The organism is Nocardia sp. CA-107356 (genome assembly GCF_050946365.1).
In the GTDB taxonomy this organism is placed as follows: domain Bacteria; phylum Actinomycetota; class Actinomycetes; order Mycobacteriales; family Mycobacteriaceae; genus Nocardia.
Window position 1 is genome coordinate 1037946 of record NZ_CP191992.1, and the last position, 20204, is coordinate 1058149.

The following is a 20204-nucleotide window of genomic DNA, read 5'->3' on the forward strand; positions in this document are numbered from 1 at the left end:
GATTGCCGATCCCTGGCTGGTCGCGGCCTATTGCGGGACAGTGGTGATATGGACCGATCCGAACTGGCAGATTTCCTGCGCCGGCGCCGTGAACAGCTGACGCCCGCGGACGTTGGGTTGCCGCCGGGGGTCCGCCGCCGCACACCCGGCCTGCGTCGGGACGAGGTTGCCCTGCTCGCGGGCATGTCGACCGACTACTACACCCGTTTGGAGCAGTCCCGTGGCCCGCGGCCGTCCACACAGGTGCTCGCCTCGCTGGCGCGGGCACTGCGCTTCGGCAACGACGAACGTGACCACCTCTACCATTTGTGCGACCACGCGCCGCCCGGGCGCGAACTCGCCGACAAGCACGTCGGTCCTGGGATCATGCATGTGCTGGCGAAGCTGGACGACACCGCGGCCACCGTTATCACCGATCTCGGTGAGGTTTTGGTGCAGAACCGGATGCACACGCTGCTCGTCGGTGACCATGCGAATCGTCGTGGCTGGGATCGGTTCTATGCCTGGCGCTGGTTCACCGACCCACCGTCGCGGGCGATCTTCCCGGAGCAGGACTGGGATCGGCTGGGCCGCAAACATGTCGCTGACCTGCGCGCTACCGCCGCCCGTCGGTCCGGCGACGCGGATGTCGCCGAGTTCGTGAGCCGATTGCGTACCACGAGTGCGGAATTCGAGCAGCTCTGGAACGAACACGAAGTGGCGGTGCGGATCTCCGACACCAAACGGATCCTGCATCCCGAGGTCGGTTTGATCGACACGATCTGCGAAACTCTGCTCACCCCGAACGAGGCGCAGCGATTACTCGTCTACCTGCCCCGTCCGGGTACCGATGCGGCGGAGAAGCTGGATCTGTTGCGGGTCATCGGAACGCAGAAGTTGCTGCCCGCGCACGATGACATCCGCGGGTGAATCACCCGACTACGGCGCTGTAGTCGATTACGGCACTCAGGGATTGAGGTCGAAGTAGTCCATCGCGGCTTGGATCGCGGGCTCACCGCCCCCGGCCGACAGACCCGCGAACGCGCCGATAACGCCACCGACCACCGTCGTGATCGGAACGGTGACGAAGTCGACGACAAAAAGACCGAGCGGGAAACCGAGAACGAAGCCGATGGCCGCACCGATGGCGGCCCCGGTCAGCACCTGCGGCATGGACTTCTCGATCTGACCGAAGAAGCGCTCCTGGGTGCTCACATCCCGCACCGGCTCTTCGATCGTGCTGATCGGGGTGAGCGACAGCCGCGTGCCCGCCTCATCGATGACCGGCACCAGGTCGATCCGCTGCCCGCCGATCTTCAGCGCGGTCGGCAGCGCGGCAACGACCTGTCCATTGTGATCGGTCAGCGAGATGACCTTATTGTCCCGGACCAGATCCCAGCGACCCTCGGAAATGGTTGTCACCACGGCATGGCGGTTCTCGGTTGCTGCGGCGTGATAGCCGATCTGCTGGAAAACGCCCTGCAGATCGAGCGGTACGTCGGCGGTCGAATTCGGTGCGGGCGGTACAGGTTCTGCGTGCACGACGCTGGTGCCCATCGTGGTGGCCGCGAGAGCCAACAGCGCCGTCGCGGTAATAGTGGAGATCCTCATCGTGCTCTTCTCGTCGCGCCAACCGTGCGGAATGTCCGGTTTGGTTGCCGACGAAGATACCGTCCCCTGATCGTCATCAGAAGGGGGTCGCGCGCCTAATTTCGCCGGACCTCGCGCGGGTGGCGCTTCGGATTCAGGTTCTGGCCTGGCCGATTCGGCGTTTGCGTGGCTTCAGATGCAGGCCGGGCAATGGCGGGGCCGGGATACGCTGGTCCGGGGTGTGGCCCGCGATATCGGCGAAACGGGCGAGATTGTGCTTCTCCCAATCGTTTCGGGCCGCGACGATATCCTCGTGGCTGCGGCCGACGAAGTTCCACCACATCACCAGTTCCTCGCCGAACGGCTCGCCGCCGATCAGCGCGAAATGGGCGCCCTCGGCACTGCCGAGTCGCAGCTCGTCGCGTCCGGTACCCAGGTAGAGCAGTGGGCCAGCGGCGATTTCGGTGCCAGCGGCGGTTATGTCTCCCTCGATCACCATGAGTGCGTGCTCGAAATCGGGATCCAGGGCGATGGTGGTGTCGGTACCCGGCTCGATCCGCACATCCGCGCCGACGATCGGCGTGTAGGCCTTGGCGGGCGAGGTGAGTCCGCCGAATGTGCCGATCAACACGATCGCCCGAATACCGAGCGCCTGGTAGACCGGCAGCTCGCGATGCTGCTCGAAGTGCGGCTCGACGCCGAGACTGTCGCCGGGCAATGCGATCCACAACTGCAATCCGTGCCCGGCATGCGCACCGGCGACGCCGTACTCGGAATGCGCGATACCGCGGCCGGAGGTCATCAGATTCAGCTGACCCGGTTCGATCTCCACATCGGAACCGACCGAGTCGCGATGGCGGATCCGTCCATCGAACGGCCAGGTCACCGTCTGCAGTCCGATATGTGGATGCGGGTCGATATCCGGCGACGCGCCCGTCTTGGTGACCGTCGGTGAGCCGAAATGATCGAGAAAGCACCAGGCGCCGACGGTCGGCAGATCACGTTGCGGCAGTACGCGTTCCACGAAAACGCCGCGCACACCACCGAGTGGGACCTCGCGCGCCGGATAGAATTCCGCGACCGGTCCCGGACCCGGCGACGCCTCGCAGACCGCCTCCTCCGGATGCGCGTCGAGATCACTCACCGCGTGACGCCCTTGCCGACCACATGCGCGTCGTACTGCGGATGCTTCTCGAGGTAGGCCTTGATGAACGGGCACAGCGGCCGGATCACCCGGTCGCGGGCGATCACATCCTCGACGGCGTTCTTGGCCAGGATGCTGCCGAGGCCCTTACCGGAGAACGCGCCATCGATCTCGGTGTGGATGAACACCGTCTCGTCATCGCGTTCCTCGTACTCGCTGAACCCGGCCAGTTCGCCGCCGTAGAACACCTCGTAGCGGTTCTGCTCGTCGTTGCGGACGACCTTGCTCTCGGGCGTCGATTCGGTCATATCCGGCTTCTCCTTCCGTGGGCGTACCGGGTGTTTGCTCAGGATCGAGACCCGGTTGAACGCGCCGATCGTGGTGGCGACCCAGAGGATCACCGAGACCTGATCATCGGATAGATGCTCCCGGGCCCGAGCGTACTCACGGTCCATCGTGGCCTCATCCGGCAGCGTGGTGGTGAGTTCGGCCAGCGCCAGCGCGGCCCGTTCCTGCGGCGTGTACAGCTCGGTGCGGTCCCAGGCGGACAGTACGGCGAGTTCGCGCTCGGTGGCGCCGGCCGCGATGGCCGCGCGATGGTGCACGTCGAGGCAATAGCCGCAGCCGTTGATCTGCGAGACGCGCAGGTTGATCAATTCGATGAGCTTGCGGTCCAGGCCGGCCTCGGCGCCCGCCGCACGGACCGCGCTGGCCACGGTGTTCAGTGCTCGAAACGCTTCCGGGGTCTGCTTATCCATGAACACGCGTCTGCCTGGAGACTCCATGGTCCGGATAGTAGAGCAGCTCGGCGATGTGCCCGGACTGCGGTCCGGATCGCCGTGCTGCACTGGGTGACTCAGGCGACTTCGTTGAAGCGCCGGACCTGCAGCGGCTCGATCAGGATCTCCGCCAAAGCCTCGGCGCATTCCTTCAGGTGCGGGGTCTCGAAATGCGCCGCCAGCGCCGCCTCGTCGACCCACTCCTCTAGCAGCACAACGCGGCTGGGATCGCTCGGGTGCAGGTACACCTCGTAGGCCAGACAACCTGCTTCGGCGAGCGTCGGCGCGACCATATCCTCCAGCGTCTCGCGCAACTCGGTCTCACGACCGGGCTTGGCAGTGAACCGGACATTGAGTGTCAGTGTGGACACCGATGACTCCTGATCTGTTGTGTGGGGGCTGCTACAGGGGTCATTCCCGGCCACCATCCCATGGAATCGCTACGCGCTGCTGCGGTCATATCTTGATCCCTTCGCATGGTGCGGTCAGTGCGGCCGGTTTGACGGTGGAGGTCTTGCCTTCGTACAAGTCGATCTTGTAATCCAGCACGGCGACGGTCTGACGAAGTTCGTCGATCTTGGCGAGCACCTCGGCGCGGGTATCGCGGAACATCTGCAGTCGTTCGGGAATGGTGGATTCCCCCTCTCGCACCAGTTCGGCGTAGCGGACCATGTCCGCGACCGACATGCCGGTGGTGCGCAGCCTGCCGATCAACGCCAACCACTCCAGATCGCGATTGCTGAACCGGCGCTTCCCGGCGTGATCGCGCCCGATGTAGTTCATCAGCCCGATCCGCTCATACCAACGCAGCGTGTCCCGGCTCAGTCCGGACCGATCGGCCGCCTCACCGATCGAATACTGCGGTTTCTCGCGATCGACGGCCTGCTGGCCACTGCTGCTGACGACCTGACTCGCGACTCCACCCACTGCACTCGCCCTTCTCGCTGAACACTGACGACGTTAATAACCTGGAGTGCACTCCAGGCAAGCCTCCATTCTGCCGAACTTCAGTTTTGCTTGCCGCCGAGCCGGTACCTTGCGTCGGACACTGGAGCCGACCAAGGTGGGGCGAGCTGAGGAGCGAGGGTGACGGCACTTCCTGAGCCATGGCGACTGTTGACCATCGCCGAGTACGAGGCACGCGGCGAGGACGATCAGACGCGGTGGGAACTGCAGGAGGGAATTCTGATGATGTCGCCGTCGCGGAAACCACACCATATGAGGCTGGGGGCCCGACTTTTCAGCCAGGTGGATGAACAGTTGCCGGATCAGCTTGTTGCCGTCCCGGACGTCGATGTCGACGTGCAATTGGTCGCTGTGGAGGGACCGGCCACAGTCCGTCGGCCTGATCTGGCGGTTGTCGACCGCGCCGAGTACCAGCGGGTCGAGGTCGAGGGGGGAGTGTTGCGCGCGTCCGCCGTCCACGTTGTGGTCGAGATCGTCTCTCCTGGTTCTCGGCGCACCGACTATGTCACCAAACGCAGCGAGTATGCGGAGGCCGGAATCCCGCACTACTGGATCATCGATCCGACCACGCCATTGAGTCTGCTCCCGTTCGTGCTCACCGACGAACTCGGTTATGTCGACAACGGTGAGGTGACGGGCGAGTTCACGACCAACTCGCCGTGGCCGCTGACGATTCGGCTGGATCAGCTGGGTTAGCGCTGTCATCGTCGCGCATCCGATGCGCGACGATGACCAACGGGTCGCCGCGGACTCAGATGCGCTTGGGCAGCTCCTGCACGGCCCACTTGTTGCCGTCCGGATCGGCGAAGAAGGTGAACAGGCCCCAGCCGAGGTCCTTCACCGGCGACGCCTCCACACCTGCCGCGACCAGCTGCCGATACGCGTCCTCGGCGCTCGCGACGACCACCTGCATGCCTTCGACGCTGCCCGGTGCGGCATCGGTAATGCCCTCGCCGATGCAGATGGAACATCCGGAGCCGGGTGGGGTCAGCTGTACGAAGCGCAAACTCTCATTGACCCGGTGGTCGTGATCGGCGTTGAAGCCGATCTTGGTGTAGAAGTCCTTGGCGCGGTCCACGTCGGTGACCGGAATCGCGACGAGTTCGATTTTCCAATCCATCCGCTGAGCATCCCACCGGGTCGACGGCGAGAACTGGTTTTCGCACCTACCCTGGTGACATGCCAGGTAAGGACATCGACCGGATCAGGGCTCGCTCGGCTTGGGCCACGGTCAAGGAAAGCCCGGTGATCACCGCTATCGCGGTGGCGCCGTTCGTACTGGCGCTCGGCGTCGTGTGGTGGCTGCTCGGCGGATTCGCCGCATTCGTACTGCTCGTCGTTCTCGGCGTCGTCGTGGTTGTCGGCGGCAGATTACTGCACTGACGCCGACCAGCCCGCGATCAGCGCGGGATGTGGAAGTGCACCAGTTCCCCGGTGCCCTCATCCACTTGTGCCCACGGCCGGTCGAACTCGAGCACCGCGAGCGCCGAGGTGGGGAACTTCCTGCTGAGTTCGATCGCTGGATCGGAATCCCGATTGTTCGCCAACTCCCATGCCGTCCACGGCATTCCGGGCGCGTGCCCGATCACCAGTAGTGTCGCGACATCGTCATCGCTGAGCTGGACCAGCTCGATGAGTGTGCGCGGTGACGCCTCATAGATGCTCGACTCATAGACCACCGGCGCGGTTACGCCGGTTGCGGCCAGTGTCTCGCGCGTGCGCGTCGCGGTCGAGCACCGCACCGCGTCGATCGATGGCTGGGTATCGCGCAACCACTGTCCGGCCAGGCCGGCCTCACGCCGACCGCGTGGCGCGAGCGGGCGCTCGTGATCGGAGATACCGTCGGGATAGGCCGATTTACCGTGTCGCATGAGGATCAGAGTCCGCACCATGCAGATACCGTAAGGCCTCCGGAAGAGAGGCCTCGAACACACTCGAGGCAAACTGAAAGCGGCATCACAACGCGGGGCCCCGTGGGGCACCCTCCGCAGGCTCCCGCGACGGTGACGCCCCCGCCCTCCTGACCCCCTTGGGTGGCTACAACCCACGTACATTTTCGAGGATCTGCACAATATGGCCTACGTAATCACGCAGCGTTGTTGCAACGACGCCAGCTGCGTCACTGAGTGCCCGGTCGATTGCATTCGTCCTACCCCGGATCAGCCGGAGTTCGCGACCACCGAAATGCTCTACATCGATCCCGACACCTGTATCGACTGCGGTGCCTGCGTCGACGCGTGCCCGGTGGAGGCCATCTTCTCCGAGGATGATCTGACCGCGTCGCTGGGCAGGTTCCGTGACATCAATGCCGCCTACTTCCAACGGCATCCGCTCGAATCGAACTTCGATCCGATCGTCACGCCCGCACGTCCGCCCAAGGAACTCGGCACGCTACGCGTCGCCATCGTCGGCGCGGGGCCCGCGGCCTGCTACGCCGCCGACGAGTTGCTGCGGCGCTGCGATGTCGAGGTCGAGATGTTCGATCGGCTACCCACCCCGTGGGGGCTGGTGCGCGCGGGTGTCGCCCCCGACCACCCGGGCACCAAGACGGTCTCGGGCATGTTCGAGTCGGCATTCCGCCGCGAGACGCTGCAGTACTACCTCAATGTGGAGGTCGGTACGCACATCACGCACGAGGAACTGCTGGCCCACCACCACGCGGTCATCTATGCCGTTGGCGCGTCCTCCGACCGGCGCCTGGGCGTGCCCGGTGAGGATCTGCCGGGCAGCCATTCGGCGACCGAGTTCGTCGCCTGGTACAACGGCCACCCCGACTTCGCGGACCGGAAGTTCGACCTATCCGCCGAGCGCGCGGTGATCGTCGGCAACGGCAATGTCGCACTCGATGTCGCCCGCGTGCTGACAGTGGATCCGGCCGAACTCGCCAAGACCGATATCGCCGACTATGCCCTGGATGCGCTGCGCGCCAGCAATATCCGCGAAGTAGTCGTACTCGGCAGGCGTGGTCCGCTACAGGCGGCCTATACCTCGCCGGAGTTCCTGGCGCTCGCCCATCTGAAGGGCGTCGATATCGTCGTCGACGAGGCCGACCTTGCCCTCGACCCGGCCAGCCAGGCGCTGCTGGACGACCCTGAGGTCGAACCGTCGCTGGAGCTCAAGTACACCCTCGCCAAGGAATTCGCGGCGGGCCGCCGCGATCCGGCGAATAAGCGGATCGTGTTCCGCTACCTGACCTCGCCGACGGCGTTGCAGGGCACCGATCACGTCGAGTCGGTGGAGTTCGCGCACAACGAATTGGTCAGCGAGAACGGCCGGTTGGTGGCGCGCACGACCGATCGCACCGAAACCCTCGACACCGGCCTGGTGCTGCGCTCCATCGGCTACAAGGGCGAACCGGTCAAGGATCTGCCGTTCGACGAGCGCCGCGCGGTCGTTCCCAATGAGCACGGCCGCGTACTCGGCGAAGACGGCGTCCCGCTGCTCGGTGTCTATGTGAGCGGCTGGATCAAGCGCGGTCCGCGTGGTGTTATCGGGTCCAACCGCATCGACTCCGAGGAGACCGTCGAGCAGCTGTTGGCCGACTTCACCACGGGCAAACTCGGTGTGCCGCAGGCCGGTCGGGCCGCGCTGAAGGCGCTGCTCGGGCAGCGGCAGGCCGATCTGGTCGATCGCGAGGGCTGGAAGGCGATCGATACGGCGGAGAAGTCCGCGGGCAAGGCCTCGGGCCGTCCGCGGGTCAAGCTCACCACCCGCGAGGATCTGCTCAAGGCCGCGCGCGGCTGAACCGGCGACCCCGGCTCCGTTCCCAGTGAGCGGAGCCGGGTTTCTATAGGGGCATGATGCGCACGACCGTGGTGGTGGTGCCGCCGACCACGAACCACAACCGCAGTACCGGCCGTCCCGAGCGATCGCCCGGCTCATAGCGGCTGCGCACGGTGACGTGCTGACGAGCGAGCACCGGCGCCACGTACTCGATCACCGCGCGATGCGGGCCCGCGACGAGCTTGGGGTACTCGACCAGGAACTGTTCCACCGCCTGCCAGTAGCAGGCGTTGTTGACGTGGTTGTACTGGTCGATATCGGTGGCGCGCACCGGGAACGGCATATCGGTATCCGATTCCGGGGGTGTGGCGTCGGTGAGATAGGGCCGCCAGCGCAGGCGGTGCTCGTTGGTGGTCTGGGCCAGGTAGCTCAAGCCCTCATCGCTGATCCGCGCCGGCATATTGTTGGACTCGCTGATATTGATCCAGAAGCCCTCGGTCTCGATCAACCCGCCGTTCGCGCTGGTGACCCGGACCCGCATATTTGTCCACCGAGTAGACATGCTCGAACACCACCGCAGCATCCGCACCTCGTCGGGCCACAGGATCGGCCGGATGACGTCGATGACCGTACGACGGACGATCCAGGTCGGATCTGTTGTATGCAGATTCGTCTGCTGCAGCTGCTCCCAGGCAATATCTTGCAGATAACGTGCGACGGCGTCGAACCGCAAGCGGTTGTACGGATCTACATCGCCAGCCCGGATGGGCCACGCCGACGCAAACCCCATGCCCTCCTGGGGAAGCGGGGCGAGTGGCTGATCGAGTGACACTGGTGCTCCTCGCGCTGCACGGTGTGCCGCGTTCTTTTACGCTGCTGTTCTGAAACGACTTTACGGGGCGTACGTCACACCCTCGCGTCGAGCCGCCTCTACCCACACCGGTCGGTCCCGCCGGGCAGGATGGGGCAATGACGGAAGCATCGCGCAGCGATTCGACGAAGGGGAGTGGCTGCGTGACGGGTGCGCACGGCTCCGACCTACCCGCCAAGCTCGGCAAACCCGCCGAACGTGCCCTGGCCGCCGCCGGAATTTACCGCCTCGCCGACCTGACCACCTGGACCGAACGCGACCTCGCCGCCTTACACGGTGTCGGCCCCACCGCAATCACCAAACTCCGCGACGCCCTCGCCGAACGCAACCAAACCTTCGCCTGAGCGCTTCGCCGCGGGCGACGATCGGCGATCGCGCCGGTACTATCCCGAGCAGGACCGAGGGGAGGGGCGGGGTTGAAACCACTGGGGCCGCACGATCCGCCCATGGCGGGTCGCCACCGCTTGATCGCCGTAATCGGGCAGGGTGCGATGGGCCGAGTGCTGCTCGGGCGTTCGCCGGACGGCCGACTCGTCGCGGTCAAGATGATCCACCGCCACCTTGCGCAGAACCCGGAATTCCGCGCCCGCTTCCGACTGGAAGTCCAGGCGTCGCAGCGCGTCACTGGTGCCTATACCGCCGCAGTCATGGATGCCGACCCCGACGCCACCGAGCCATGGCTGGCCTCGGTGTTCGTGCCGGGCCCATCCCTACGCGCCGCGGTCGACCAATTCGGCCCGATGCCATTGGGTGGACTCCGTTTGCTCACGGCGGGACTGGCCTCGGCGCTCATGGAGATCCACCGCGCGGGCATGGTGCACCGCGATCTCAAACCCGGCAATGTGCTGCTCGCGGAGGATGGGCCGCGGGTCATCGACTTCGGTATCGCCCGGGCGCTGGAGGGGGATATCCAGCTCACGAGTACCGGCTCGTTGATCGGTTCACCCGCATACATGTCACCGGAACAGGCGGAAGGTCACCAGCTCACCACCGCCAGCGATGTTTTCTCGGTCGGCGCGATGCTGGTGCTCGCCGCGACTGGGGATAGTCTTTTCCTCGGTGCATCGACACCACAGACGCTGTACAACGTGGTGCATAATCGGGTGGACACGAACCGGGTGCCTGCGGCTTTGCGGCGGCTAGTTGATGCGTGCCTTGAAAAGAACCCTGCTTATCGGCCGACCCCGGCCCAACTGCTCGAATCGGTTGACGCGGTGACTGCCCGTTCGGGGTGGCCGAGCAGAGTGCGTCAAGAGATAGTTCAGGGACGTGCCGACGCCGAAATGTGGGCGACTTTGGACGGGCGCGTGCCCGGTCCCGAAAAGCGAAGGGGCCCAGCACGATGGGCGGTTGCGGCCGCCGTGGCGACATTACTGGCGGCGGGCGGAACTACGGCGCGCTATCTCACACGCGGCGAATCCACCCCCGATCCACTGGCGAACAAAACCCTCGAACTAAGCGACAACCAACTGCGATTGGTCGACTCCTGCAAGCTGCTCGGTGCCGAAGTGGTCGGTGGGTTGGGGCAACCCGTGAAACAGGAACTATCGAATTCCTCGGTCTGCGCAACGAAATTCGTGACCAACGATGGCAAGCAGTCCACCATGACCGTCGGTGTCGGAATATCGGCGGCCGCGCCTGGCTACCGGCCAACTGGCGAATCAATCGCGGGCAAACCGATTCTCGACACGACAACCGAGGCGCAGTCCTGCGGTAGGGCCGCTCTGCTGCGATCGCAGCCCGAACTCGGCCTCGAGTTGAAGATCACTGAATCCGACGGTGATGCTTGTTCCTTGGCGACAGGCGCGTTGAGAGCCGTGGTGACGCGGCTGATCACCGATCCGCCGAACACGAATCCTCCGAAGCAGTCTGTTGTGCGAATGGATCCGTGTGCCTCGGTCGACTCCGGCACTATCCAAACGATTTTGGGACAGAGCGTCACACCGAGCGCCGTAGACGTTCACACCTGTACCTGGTCAGGCAACCCGTACATGATCACCGTGCAGGTCGCCGAGGAGAGACGGGTCGATGCCGACCCGAAGTACCGCAGTTTCGACGTGAACGGCGGCAAGCTCGGCGGCCTGCGCTCAGCCCGCCGGATCGACGCCGACGGTACCTGCACGACCTCGCATCTGGTGCGCCCGACCATCGAAGATCGCGGGGAGTTGATCGCCGTGACCGTCCGTCCATCGGCCGCTGATGGCGCTGATTCAGCGTGCGCGGCTACCGAATCCGTACTCATTGGTGTTCGCGAACGATTGGACAAGTCCTGATGGTGGCCCGCTTGGAACCCGGCGACCCCGTTCATGTCGGTAGGTATCGGCTGCTCGGGCAACTCGGTGCCGGTGGAATGGGGCGGGTGCTGCTCGGTATCGGCCCCGACGGCCGTCTGGTTGCCATTAAACAGGTACACACGCATTTGGCGACGGAGGAGGACTTCCTGCCGCGCTTCCGTCGCGAGGTACAGACCTCGGCGCGGGTGTCCGGAGCCTTCACCGCCGCGCTCATCGACTTCGATGTCGACTCCAAAAATCCCTGGCTCGCATCCGTTTTCGTGCCGGGTGTGCCGCTGGACAAGGCAGTGCACGACTTCGGTCCGCTCTCGACGGACCAGGTACGAGCCCTCGCTGTCGGCCTTGCCGCCGCCCTGCAGGCGATCCACGGTGTCGGACTCATCCACCGAGACCTCAAGCCCGCCAACGTGATCCTCGCCGAGGACGGGCCCCGTGTCATCGACTTCGGGATCGCCCGTGCCACTGAGGAACGCTCGGAACTGACGCACACCGGCTCGATTATCGGCTCGCCCGCCTTCATGTCACCCGAGCAGGCACGATCCGAGCCGCTGACCCCCGCCAGCGATGTGTTCTCCTTCGGCGCGGTACTGGCAATGGCGGCCACAAGCAAGAGCCCGTTCGCCGGATCATCACTGCCGCACACGCTGTACAACATCGTGCATACTCAGCCCGACCTGAGCAGACTCCCGCCAGAGGTGCGGCAATTGGTCGAGCCGTGCCTGCGCAAGGACCCGTCCGCCCGCCCGACGCCCGCCCAGATCCTCGACTTCCTTGGACCGCTTCCGCCACAAGCACGCCCGTGGTCCGCCGCGATCCACAACGCTGTTCACGAGCAGGACGCCGAACTATCAGCGCTGCTCGCCGATCCGGAGGCCACCCAGATCGTCGGAGCCGACGACACAACCGTTCCTGGACCGCAGGGCCGGAGCTTCGACGAAAAGCTGCGGCAGCTAGAGGCAGGATCCCGATCCGATCCGCCGAAACGTAGGTGGGTTTTGGTCGCCGCCCTGGTAGGCGTGGTGATCCTGGTCGGTGCGGCTGTCGCCGGTGCGGTCACGCTCACCGGCGGTGATCCGACGCCTGACGTGCCTAATCCGCTCGCCGGATTCAACACGACCAAGCTGCGGTCGATCGATGTGTGTGCCGCCATGAAGGACCCGTTGGTCGCGTCGTTGGGAAAGTGGGAGCGAGGGCCGATCTCGCTCTCGTGGGGGACCTGCAGTGCTGATGCGGGCGGGGAGTCGTTCGACGTGGATATCAAACGAACCGAAGGATTCCGAGACAGTGGCAGGAAGATCGGCGGCGTTCCGGTACTGGAAAATCCGGCTGCTGGTGGAAAGAGTTGCGAGCGAGCGCTGTTGCCCGCTGCCGCCGAAACACAGTTCGGAATTGTTGTTCAGGTAACGCATTCGCTGATCGCCTCGGGCTCGATGCCCACCGACAAGCTCTGCCAGTTTGCTGACGAAGGAGTCGCGCAGGTTGCACGAAATCTCATCGCCAAGGTGCCGCAGCTGCCGAACTTTCATAATTCGCTCGCCCGGCATGATCCGTGCGCGGTCATCGACTCGATCACAGTTAAGACGTCCATCGGCGAGCAGGTTCGTGGCACCCCGGACCTTTTGCATACCTGCAAGTGGTTCTCCGCAAGCACCGTCACAGTAAATCTCTGGCGTGATTTCCCGTCGGTCGATCCCAAGCCGATTCACTTCGATTTCGGGGGCGGCAACGTGGTTGATGTGAACGAAGCCGAGATGCGGTCCACCTCTTGTGTGCGGCAAGGGGTTTACCAGCCCTCCTCGGATGGCAAAGCGGAACTAATATCGGTCCTGGTCGATGGCCCCACGGTCGGAGACCATCCTGAATTCAGGTGTCACTCCGCAGTTCGGATAGTGCAGAACATCTTGGAGAACCTCCCCAAGGCGAGCCGATGAAGCGTGGTCAGTTGTTCCAAGCGCTGCGGGCTGCGGCTGCCCTTGTCCTTGTCACCGTTCTGGGTGGCTGTGGGGCCACCGTGCACGGCACCGGTGTTGCCAGCGAAATCGATGTGCGCACTCTCGATGTCGGTACATTGCCGACGTCATCACCCAAACTGGCGTCGCGTCTGAGCAACCTCGGATACTTGCGGCTCGAGGCGGCTCGGATATCCGACGCGGTGCTGAGCCCGCATGTGGTGGATGCAAAGTACTCGGGAGGAGCCTCGGCACGCGCACACACCGACGCACAGTCGGTGACCTACTACCTGGCGGATGCCGTTATTCCGGTACTGCAAAAACATGGCCTCGTCGTGGGGTTCTCGACCGGATCGGCGGATGATTCACGCCCGCTGACAAAGGCCGCACTCGGTACTCGGGAGCGTGAAGGTCTCGCTGTCACTGTGCTGCGGTTTTCGAACGCGGCGGACGCGGAAGCCGCGGCCACGGAGCTCGATGCAGTCGATTTCGGGATCAATCCGGAGAACGTCGCCGTCAAACTTCCCCGTTACGCGTCCTCCGCAGCGCATTGGCGGCCATCGGTTCCTACCCTCGGCAGCACGACCGCGCACGGAGTCTTTGTGGTGAGCGTGCTAGCGGATGCGCGCACAACCGATCTCAATCGGCTCATCGAGATGACACAGAAGTACCTCGATGCCGAACTGCCAGAACTGGATACCTTCACGCCGTCGCCACCGGACAAGTTCAACAGCCTCCGCCAGGATCCGGACAACCTGCTCGTGCGCACGTTGCACGAAAGCGGAGTGGTCCCTGAACCAGACGGCCAAGGTGAGGTCGTCTACACTGCTCGCGGCTACCTGAATTACATCCTGGATCAGGCCGGGCGATACCCGGTAATGCAGCGCGCCGGTGTGGATCGGGTGGCGATGACGCCGAGCGTCATCGTATTCCGGACCCGAGACGACGCGGCCGCGGCCAAATTCGTTACTGAATCCGTGGAGTTGGACCCAGCGGTGAATCATCGGGCGGTCGATCCACCCGACGATGTTCCGAATACGTCCTGCACTCAGGATTTTTCGGCCTCCTCAACGGCGCAGTTCCGCTGCTTCGTGGCCTATCGGCGTTATGTGGCGTTGCTTCTCGGCGGCCGACTGTGGGAGACACAGCAAATGGCAGCGGCCCAGTACGCCCTCCTCGCCAACAGTCGATGAATTTTGTTCGCTCGTCGTCAGTAACCGCGGTATGCGCCACCGGAATTGACCGCCGCGACACCGGGCACATTGCCGAGTGATCCGTATGTGTTGATCGAATATCGAACCCCAGCGATGATGTTGTCGACTGGATTCCAAATATCGTCGTGGCCGGGCGCTTTGTAGGCGTTGAAAGTGCTGTCGATGGTTTGCATAAGTCCTTTGGACGGATGCCCGGCCACCCAGTTACTGTCCCAGCGGTTTTCGGCGTAAGGGTCGCCAGCCGACTCGTGCTCGATGATCAACGCGATCGCGTTTTCATCAATGTCCTTCGGGTCGTAACCCATGGCAATGAGCGCCTTCTTCGCGTCTTCGATCCACTTGGCCACATCGCCAGTCGGCTTCGCCCCGGTTGGTGCGCTCGAGCCGGTACTGCCGGAATACAGTGAGCTCGAAGGGGATCCGGAGCCGTTGCTGTTGTGGCTGCTCGACGTATAGCTGGGCTTGCTCGTGTTGTTGGTCGATGGCGCCGTGGTCGAGGTCGTTGTTGTGCTGGTGTTCTGCGTCTGCGACGCAACGGCATTCGGGTCGCCGAGGCCGTCGTCGGCGGTTTGGAGTTTCTTGACGGCCTCACCCACCTGGTTTTTCGCTCGGTCGGCCGCGGCCTCTGCGTCTGCCAGCGCGTTGACGATCTTCGTTTGCCAGTACGCGGCGTCCAGGGTGGCCTGATCGGTGAGTTGGTTGGCTTCGGACTCGTTCAGATTCACCTTGTACCAAGCGATTCGATCATCGGCATCGACGGTGCCGTCCGCAGCGACGTGGAAGCCCGGCTCGGTCTTCGCGCCCGGGGCCGGGCAGGTCGGGTTGGTGGCCAGATCGCGCAGCGAGAGCACATTCCGCTTGGCCCTGTTCAGGTTGTCCACCTCGGCAGTGAAGGCGGTCTGGAGATCGTGCACCGCTTGACTCACCGCGGAAGCGCGGGTCTTTTCGGTTTCCATTCGCGTATTGGCCGCAGCGGCGGCGGCGCCCGACCACGTCTTGTCGGTTCCCAGCTTCGCGGTGTCTTCGATGCCCTTGCGGACCGCGGTATCCAGATCTGTCGAGATCTTGGCCGCGTTGTTCGCGGCGGTGGTGAGGTGGTCGGGCTCCCACTTGGCTACATCGTCGAGGCTGAGGGTCATGGCAGTTGCAGCCCGATCGTCTTCAGGTTGTTGGCGAAGTCGGTTTCGGCGACTTCGAAGGCGCCTGCCGCGTTGTGCGTGATCGACGCGATCTTCTCGAGGCGCTCGCCGATCCGCGTCAGGCTGCGGTTGACGACATCGGTAGCCGATTGCACCGCGGATCCGAACTGGGTGCCGGGCAGCGCCCCGAGCGCGACGGTGAAGCCGTCACCGACATTGAACTTCTTGATGCCGTTCGCCTCATCGCCAAGACTTTTCGCGAAGGTCTGTAGTGCGCCCGCGTCGACCCGCAACGTCCCCGGATCACTGTTGTCCACCACGGAAGAACTCCCCCTTCGTCCCCACCTCAGGTCCCGGTCAGCATAGCAAAAACGGGTGGTGTGGACAGGGGGCCGACAGGGGCGGTTAGGTTGGTCACGGCGTCGGTGATGATGTGAGGATCGCCGAGTGGACAGAGAGGTCGGCATATGCGCGCAGCCCAGGTCAGCAAGCTGGAGGGGCCGGAAGCGATCGAGGTCGTGGAGATTGCCGAACCCGCGGCATATCCCGGGAGTGTGGTCATCGATGTGCACGCGGCCGGGGTGGCGTTTCCCGATGTACTGATGACGCGGGGTCTGTACCAGATGAAACCGGAATTGCCGTTCGTCGTCGGCGGTGAAGTGGCCGGGATCGTGCGGGAGGCACCGGAGGGCGCGCAGGTCGAGGCGGGCGATCGGGTGGTCGCGCTGACGCTGCTCGGCAATGCCATGGCCGAGGTGGCGGTCGTGCCGACGCAGATGGTGTTCCGGTTGCCGGACAACGTATCGCTGGAGGCCGGGGCCGGGATCCTGTTCAACGATCTGACCGTGCACTTCTGCCTGCGCAATCGCGGCAGGCTGGCCGAGGGGGAGACCGTACTCGTGCACGGCGCGGCTGGCGGCATCGGCACCTCGACGTTGCGCATGGCGGCGGCGCTGGGTGCGGGCCGGGTCATCGCGGTGGTGAGCACCGAGGAGAAGGCGGCGGTCGCCCGCGCCAACGGCGCGACCGATGTGGTGCTGACCGACGGCTGGCTCGCCGCCGTCAAGGAACTCACCGGTGGTCGTGGTGTGGATATCGTGCTCGATCCGGTTGGCGGCGACCGGTTCACCGACAGCATCCGTAGCCTGGCCTCGGCGGGTCGGCTGCTGGTGGTCGGCTTCACCGCGGGCGAGATCCCCACTGTCAAGGTGAACCGGCTACTGCTGAAGAACGTCGAGGTGACCGGTGCGGCCTGGGGCGAGTGGGTGATGACCCACCCCGGCTACGTGACCGAGCAGTGGGCAGAAGTCGCGCCCCTGCTGGCCTCCGGCAAGATCACCCCGCCCGAGCCGGTCCGCTACCCACTGGAACGTGCCGCCGAGGCTGTCGCCTCCCTCGACAACCGCACCGCCACCGGCAAGGTCGTCGTCACCCTGCGCTGACCATGGGCCGCCGCGTACGAATCAGTGCGCCGCGCACGAATTCCGCGATTATTCGATGCGCGGCGCGACAATTCGTGCGCGCCGGTACGGTGATCTGATCATGGAGTTGGCCCACCCGTCGCCCGACCACCACCCCTCATGGAATCGCTGTGCAGATGCTGTCTAATCGGGTACTGAACCGGACGTTGCTCGCCCGCCAGCAGCTGCTGGAGCGGTCGGCGCTGAGTGTGTCCGAGATGTGTGAGCATCTGGTCGGGTTGCAGGCGCAGGATTCGCCGCCGCCGTTCGTCGGATTGTGGAGTCGCATTGCGGATTTCGATCCCGCGACGGTTTCTGCGGGGCTGGAGGATCGCTCGCTGGTGCGGATCACCTTGATGCGCGGCACGATTCATATGGTGACGCCGCAGGATGCGTTGCGTATCGCCCCGCATATTCAGCCCGAGCTCGAAAAGATTCCCTTCCGAAAGGGTTTCAACTACGGCGCGATGGTCGGGTTGGATCCGGATGTGGTGCGCGAGCACGGCGAGGCGGCACTCGGCGATGAGCCGATGTCGGCGGCCGACCTGCGCGCCGAGGCCGCCGCGATCTACCCCGATCGCGATGCCGGTGCGGTGCTGCAGACCTGGCTGTACCAATTGCCCGTGCTGCAGACCCCGCCGCGCGGCAAGTGGAAGGACAACAGCAGGCCGGTGTGGTCCCGTGTCGAACCCTGGCTCGGCGCCCCGCTGGATCCGAGCTATCCATTGGCGGAGTTGGTCTTTCGCTATCTGCGCGCCTTCGGACCTGCCAGCACGATGGATATGCAGACCTGGTCGAAGCTGACCGGCATGAAGGCCGCCGTCGAACAACTCGGCGACCGTCTGCGCACCTACACCGACGAACGCGGCCGCACCCTCTACGACGTCGCCGATGGCGAACTCGCCGATCCGGACCTGCCCGCCCCGGTCCGCCTGCTCGGCTGGTACGACAATGCGATTCTCTCGCATCAGGATCGCTCCCGAATCGTGCCAGACGGCGTGGCGCCGCCCCTGCGTGCTTTCGCCGCAGCTGTTTCGCCGGTCCTGGTCGACGGTTTTTTGGCGGGCTTTTACAAGATCTTCCTGGAGCGCGGCGTCGCCCGACTGCGCATCACGCCGATCAGGAAGTGGACGGCCGCAGAAAGCGAGGCGGTGGACGCCGAGGCCCATGCGCTGGTCGGATTCCTGGAGGCGGATAAGCATTCGAGCGTCGAAATTCTCGACGTGGATGCCGATCTGCGGCCCTGACCCGGCTTTCATCACGCGTTCGGGCAGGCGCTGACCCCGCCATCGTCCATCGCTCTGTGCCGTGGACGCGCATGCCCGGTGCTACCTCGTGCGCGATCGGCGTCCGACCCGCACCGCGGGCAACGGTTGACCGGGTCCGGCCACCATCTGCTCGGCAATATCGGTCGTGACGAGCACGGCCGCGGTCAGCCCGACCACGGCCATGGCGGGCAGCATCGACGACACCCCCGCGACCACGATCAAGCCCAACGCCGCGGCGAGTCGAGTCGTGGCCACATTGCCGAGCATCCGCCACCGATTCACCACCAAGGCGACGAGGAACAGTGCCGCGCCGCCGGGTGCCAGCGCGGCGGCGACGCCGTGCGCGGTGTGACCGGGATCGGCGACCGCATGACCCAGCCCGACGGCAACCGCGACCAGCCCGGCCACCAGCCCTAAATGCCCATAGCTCAGCACATCTCGCACGATCAACCCGGGCGCCGGCATGGTCGTCAGCGCGTGCTCGAGCAACCGCGCCGAGCGATGGAAGTAGATCCACCACAGCCCGGCGCCGACCAGGAAGGCCAGTACCAGCGTGGTCACCACCGCCGGATCGAGGTCGGTCGAGGCGGCCTGCGCGCCCGCGTCGACCACCGATTCACCCAGCGCGATAATGATGAACAGGCCGAATCGCTCCACCAGATGCGAAACCCCGATCGTGCGGTTGCGCACGGCCCTGCCGTACAGCAGCGGTGCACCCAACTGCACGACGAGCGCCCCGGTCCAGACCCAGATACGCGAATGTTCCGGCAGCGCCGCGCTCGCGAAAATCGCTATGCCGGTGATCAATCCGATGCTGAACGGATTGATCGTGGTCGCGAAGCCGTTGGTGCGGATGACGGCGATGAACAGCACGATTCGCAACAACAGATGTGCGCCCGCGAAAACCATTGCGGCCCCGCGTGGTTGGTCCAGTGCGGCGGGCGCCGCCACCGCCATCAAGAAGATGAACAGCCCACAGCAGAACAGCACCAGACGTTGGGCGTTGGTCTCCTCGACAGTGTTCACCAGGATGGTGACGCCGACCCAGCCCCACCACAGTGGCGCGAGCAGGACCAGGGCGTGGCCGAGGGTGGCGATCGAGGTGTGGTGGCCGAGCACATGCGCGGTCTGGGTGACCGCGAAGACCAGGACCAGATCGAAGAACAACTCGGCCCAGGTGGCGCGGGCATGGGGTGTTGCGGTGTTGGATTCGGCAGGCTCGCTCATCGAAATCTCGTACTCGGTGACACAGGAGTACGAGCCTAGATGGGCTCAGCGCTCCGGGTTGTCCCGGTAGGCGGGCGCTTTGGTGGTTCCGGTCGGTGTCAGCGTGCGCAACAGCGGAAGCGTCCGGTGCGCGATGACCGTCGACAGCACGATCACGCTGTGTGAGCGCACGACCGAACTCGTCCGGTCGATGCTCAACAACACCGCCTGCAGCCCGGCATGGGAATCCGCGCCGATCCGGCACAGCACATCACCGGTGCCCGTGGTCGCATAGGCCTCCAATACCCCGGGAATCGCGTCGAGTTCGGCCGCCACCGTATCCAGCGCACCTTGCGCGATCTCCAGTGTGACGAAGGCCTGCACATCGAAACCCGCTGCGGTGACATCGATCTGCGGATCATAGGACGCGATGACGCCCGACTCCTCCATCCGTCCGATGCGGGACTGGACGGTGGCCCGCGCGACCCGGGTGCGCCGGGACAGTTCGAGAATGCCCGCCTTCTGATACTCGTGCATCGCGGTGAGGATGGCGAGATCGAGTTCATCGAGTTTCGCGGGCGTGCGCGACATGACGGCCTCCGTTCCGGGGCGCGACCGGCGT

At 64.8% G+C, this 20204-nt stretch carries 22 protein-coding genes and 1 pseudogene; 10 read left to right on the forward strand and 13 right to left on the reverse strand.

Annotated features, from left to right (window positions below):
- Nucleotides 1–48: 48 nt before the first annotated feature.
- Nucleotides 49–909 carry a helix-turn-helix transcriptional regulator gene (locus ACQP1G_RS04975; RefSeq protein WP_433198804.1) on the forward strand — a complete coding sequence of 287 codons (861 nt, stop codon included), beginning with the start codon at nucleotides 49–51 and terminating at the stop codon, nucleotides 907–909.
- 36 nt (nucleotides 910–945) lie between these two features.
- Here the strand turns inward: ACQP1G_RS04975 and ACQP1G_RS04980 are convergent, their stop codons facing one another.
- The 6 genes and pseudogenes from ACQP1G_RS04980 to ACQP1G_RS05005 form a co-directional block, all read right to left on the reverse strand.
- On the reverse strand, nucleotides 946–1590 hold the full coding sequence (locus ACQP1G_RS04980; RefSeq protein ID WP_433198806.1) for a hypothetical protein: 645 nt from the start codon (nucleotides 1588–1590) through the stop codon (nucleotides 946–948).
- A gap of 133 nt (nucleotides 1591–1723) precedes the next feature.
- Nucleotides 1724–2713, reverse strand: coding sequence for a pirin family protein (locus tag ACQP1G_RS04985; RefSeq protein ID WP_433198808.1), 990 nt, complete (start codon nucleotides 2711–2713; stop codon nucleotides 1724–1726).
- Complete coding sequence (locus ACQP1G_RS04990; RefSeq protein ID WP_433208164.1) at nucleotides 2710–3021, reverse strand: GNAT family N-acetyltransferase; 312 nt, start codon at nucleotides 3019–3021, stop codon at nucleotides 2710–2712. Before ACQP1G_RS04990 ends, ACQP1G_RS04985 begins: the two co-directional genes overlap by 4 nt.
- A gap of 12 nt (nucleotides 3022–3033) precedes the next feature.
- A pseudogene (locus tag ACQP1G_RS04995) lies at nucleotides 3034–3498 on the reverse strand (carboxymuconolactone decarboxylase family protein); the annotation flags it as partial.
- 71 nt (nucleotides 3499–3569) lie between these two features.
- Nucleotides 3570–3863, reverse strand: coding sequence for a putative quinol monooxygenase (locus ACQP1G_RS05000; RefSeq protein WP_433198810.1), 294 nt, complete (start codon nucleotides 3861–3863; stop codon nucleotides 3570–3572).
- An 85-nt stretch (nucleotides 3864–3948) separates the two neighbouring features.
- Nucleotides 3949–4419 carry a MerR family transcriptional regulator gene (locus ACQP1G_RS05005; RefSeq protein WP_433198812.1) on the reverse strand — a complete coding sequence of 157 codons (471 nt, stop codon included), beginning with the start codon at nucleotides 4417–4419 and terminating at the stop codon, nucleotides 3949–3951.
- Nucleotides 4420–4578: 159 nt separating this feature from the next.
- On the opposite strand from ACQP1G_RS05005, the gene ACQP1G_RS05010 reads away from it, so the two are divergent.
- On the forward strand, nucleotides 4579–5154 hold the full coding sequence (locus ACQP1G_RS05010; RefSeq protein WP_433198814.1) for a Uma2 family endonuclease: 576 nt from the start codon (nucleotides 4579–4581) through the stop codon (nucleotides 5152–5154).
- Between the two features lie 55 nt (nucleotides 5155–5209).
- Here the strand turns inward: ACQP1G_RS05010 and ACQP1G_RS05015 are convergent, their stop codons facing one another.
- Nucleotides 5210–5578, reverse strand: a complete 369-nt coding sequence (locus tag ACQP1G_RS05015) for a glyoxalase superfamily protein (RefSeq protein WP_433198816.1) — start codon at nucleotides 5576–5578, stop codon at nucleotides 5210–5212.
- 59 nt (nucleotides 5579–5637) lie between these two features.
- On the opposite strand from ACQP1G_RS05015, the gene ACQP1G_RS05020 reads away from it, so the two are divergent.
- Entirely contained in the window at nucleotides 5638–5841 is a 204-nt protein-coding gene (locus ACQP1G_RS05020; RefSeq protein ID WP_433198818.1) for a hypothetical protein, read from the forward strand.
- 17 nt (nucleotides 5842–5858) lie between these two features.
- Here the strand turns inward: ACQP1G_RS05020 and ACQP1G_RS05025 are convergent, their stop codons facing one another.
- Nucleotides 5859–6350 carry a SixA phosphatase family protein gene (locus ACQP1G_RS05025; protein ID WP_433198820.1) on the reverse strand — a complete coding sequence of 164 codons (492 nt, stop codon included), beginning with the start codon at nucleotides 6348–6350 and terminating at the stop codon, nucleotides 5859–5861.
- Between the two features lie 181 nt (nucleotides 6351–6531).
- On the opposite strand from ACQP1G_RS05025, the gene ACQP1G_RS05030 reads away from it, so the two are divergent.
- Nucleotides 6532–8202, forward strand: coding sequence for an FAD-dependent oxidoreductase (locus ACQP1G_RS05030; RefSeq protein ID WP_433198822.1), 1671 nt, complete (start codon nucleotides 6532–6534; stop codon nucleotides 8200–8202).
- 43 nt (nucleotides 8203–8245) lie between these two features.
- On the opposite strand, the gene ACQP1G_RS05035 is transcribed toward ACQP1G_RS05030, so the two are convergent.
- Entirely contained in the window at nucleotides 8246–9013 is a 768-nt protein-coding gene (locus ACQP1G_RS05035; RefSeq protein WP_433198824.1) for an acyl-[acyl-carrier-protein] thioesterase, read from the reverse strand.
- A 137-nt stretch (nucleotides 9014–9150) separates the two neighbouring features.
- On the opposite strand from ACQP1G_RS05035, the gene ACQP1G_RS05040 reads away from it, so the two are divergent.
- The 4 genes from ACQP1G_RS05040 to ACQP1G_RS05055 all read left to right on the forward strand — a co-directional run bounded on the left by ACQP1G_RS05040 (nucleotide 9151) and on the right by ACQP1G_RS05055 (nucleotide 14488).
- The gene (locus ACQP1G_RS05040) at nucleotides 9151–9396 is read left to right on the forward strand and encodes a hypothetical protein (RefSeq protein WP_433198826.1); all 246 of its coding nucleotides are present in this window, start codon (nucleotides 9151–9153) and stop codon (nucleotides 9394–9396) included.
- 102 nt (nucleotides 9397–9498) lie between these two features.
- Entirely contained in the window at nucleotides 9499–11325 is a 1827-nt protein-coding gene (locus ACQP1G_RS05045) for a serine/threonine-protein kinase (protein ID WP_433198828.1), read from the forward strand.
- Entirely contained in the window at nucleotides 11325–13277 is a 1953-nt protein-coding gene (locus ACQP1G_RS05050; protein ID WP_433198830.1) for a serine/threonine-protein kinase, read from the forward strand. Before ACQP1G_RS05045 ends, ACQP1G_RS05050 begins: the two co-directional genes overlap by 1 nt.
- The gene (locus tag ACQP1G_RS05055; RefSeq protein WP_433198832.1) at nucleotides 13274–14488 is read left to right on the forward strand and encodes a DUF7373 family lipoprotein; all 1215 of its coding nucleotides are present in this window, start codon (nucleotides 13274–13276) and stop codon (nucleotides 14486–14488) included. The genes ACQP1G_RS05050 and ACQP1G_RS05055 overlap by 4 nt, the downstream gene beginning before the upstream one ends.
- A 17-nt stretch (nucleotides 14489–14505) precedes the next feature.
- Here ACQP1G_RS05055 and ACQP1G_RS05060 read toward each other — a convergent pair whose 3' ends face one another.
- Nucleotides 14506–15648 carry a transglycosylase SLT domain-containing protein gene (locus ACQP1G_RS05060; protein WP_433198834.1) on the reverse strand — a complete coding sequence of 381 codons (1143 nt, stop codon included), beginning with the start codon at nucleotides 15646–15648 and terminating at the stop codon, nucleotides 14506–14508.
- Complete coding sequence (locus ACQP1G_RS05065; protein ID WP_433198836.1) at nucleotides 15645–15968, reverse strand: type VII secretion target; 324 nt, start codon at nucleotides 15966–15968, stop codon at nucleotides 15645–15647. The genes ACQP1G_RS05060 and ACQP1G_RS05065 overlap by 4 nt, the downstream gene beginning before the upstream one ends.
- Nucleotides 15969–16115: 147 nt before the next feature.
- On the opposite strand from ACQP1G_RS05065, the gene ACQP1G_RS05070 reads away from it, so the two are divergent.
- Nucleotides 16116–17090: an NADPH:quinone oxidoreductase family protein gene (locus ACQP1G_RS05070; protein WP_433198838.1), complete on the forward strand. Its 975-nt coding sequence runs from the start codon at nucleotides 16116–16118 to the stop codon at nucleotides 17088–17090.
- Nucleotides 17091–17245: 155 nt separating this feature from the next.
- Nucleotides 17246–18355 (forward strand): winged helix DNA-binding domain-containing protein, encoded by a 1110-nt coding sequence (locus tag ACQP1G_RS05075; RefSeq protein WP_433208167.1) that lies wholly within the window; start codon nucleotides 17246–17248, stop codon nucleotides 18353–18355.
- 81 nt (nucleotides 18356–18436) lie between these two features.
- Here ACQP1G_RS05075 and ACQP1G_RS05080 read toward each other — a convergent pair whose 3' ends face one another.
- Together ACQP1G_RS05080 and ACQP1G_RS05085 are read right to left on the reverse strand one after the other, a co-directional pair.
- Nucleotides 18437–19603: a low temperature requirement protein A gene (locus tag ACQP1G_RS05080; RefSeq protein WP_433198840.1), complete on the reverse strand. Its 1167-nt coding sequence runs from the start codon at nucleotides 19601–19603 to the stop codon at nucleotides 18437–18439.
- A gap of 45 nt (nucleotides 19604–19648) precedes the next feature.
- Nucleotides 19649–20173 carry an Lrp/AsnC family transcriptional regulator gene (locus tag ACQP1G_RS05085; protein WP_433198842.1) on the reverse strand — a complete coding sequence of 175 codons (525 nt, stop codon included), beginning with the start codon at nucleotides 20171–20173 and terminating at the stop codon, nucleotides 19649–19651.
- Nucleotides 20174–20204: the final 31 nt, after the last annotated feature.

Bases quoted from the DNA above. Each gene is read 5' to 3' on its own strand.
- ACQP1G_RS05015 (WP_433198816.1), bottom strand. From the start codon at position 5,578: ATGGATTGGAAAATCGAACTCGTCGCGATTCCGGTCACCGACGTGGAC.
- ACQP1G_RS05060 (WP_433198834.1), bottom strand. From the start codon at position 15,648: ATGACCCTCAGCCTCGACGATGTAGCCAAGTGGGAGCCCGACCACCTC.
- ACQP1G_RS05040 (WP_433198826.1), top strand. From the start codon at position 9,151: ATGACGGAAGCATCGCGCAGCGATTCGACGAAGGGGAGTGGCTGCGTG.
- ACQP1G_RS05075 (WP_433208167.1), top strand. From the start codon at position 17,246: ATGCTGTCTAATCGGGTACTGAACCGGACGTTGCTCGCCCGCCAGCAG.
- ACQP1G_RS05025 (WP_433198820.1), bottom strand. From the start codon at position 6,350: ATGGTGCGGACTCTGATCCTCATGCGACACGGTAAATCGGCCTATCCC.
- ACQP1G_RS05020 (WP_433198818.1), top strand. From the start codon at position 5,638: ATGCCAGGTAAGGACATCGACCGGATCAGGGCTCGCTCGGCTTGGGCC.
- ACQP1G_RS05055 (WP_433198832.1), top strand. From the start codon at position 13,274: ATGAAGCGTGGTCAGTTGTTCCAAGCGCTGCGGGCTGCGGCTGCCCTT.
- ACQP1G_RS04990 (WP_433208164.1), bottom strand. From the start codon at position 3,021: ATGACCGAATCGACGCCCGAGAGCAAGGTCGTCCGCAACGACGAGCAG.
- ACQP1G_RS04975 (WP_433198804.1), top strand. From the start codon at position 49: ATGGACCGATCCGAACTGGCAGATTTCCTGCGCCGGCGCCGTGAACAG.
- ACQP1G_RS05085 (WP_433198842.1), bottom strand. From the start codon at position 20,173: ATGTCGCGCACGCCCGCGAAACTCGATGAACTCGATCTCGCCATCCTC.
- ACQP1G_RS05070 (WP_433198838.1), top strand. From the start codon at position 16,116: ATGCGCGCAGCCCAGGTCAGCAAGCTGGAGGGGCCGGAAGCGATCGAG.
- ACQP1G_RS05045 (WP_433198828.1), top strand. From the start codon at position 9,499: ATGGCGGGTCGCCACCGCTTGATCGCCGTAATCGGGCAGGGTGCGATG.
- ACQP1G_RS05080 (WP_433198840.1), bottom strand. From the start codon at position 19,603: ATGAGCGAGCCTGCCGAATCCAACACCGCAACACCCCATGCCCGCGCC.
- ACQP1G_RS05050 (WP_433198830.1), top strand. From the start codon at position 11,325: ATGGTGGCCCGCTTGGAACCCGGCGACCCCGTTCATGTCGGTAGGTAT.
- ACQP1G_RS04980 (WP_433198806.1), bottom strand. From the start codon at position 1,590: ATGAGGATCTCCACTATTACCGCGACGGCGCTGTTGGCTCTCGCGGCC.
- ACQP1G_RS05030 (WP_433198822.1), top strand. From the start codon at position 6,532: ATGGCCTACGTAATCACGCAGCGTTGTTGCAACGACGCCAGCTGCGTC.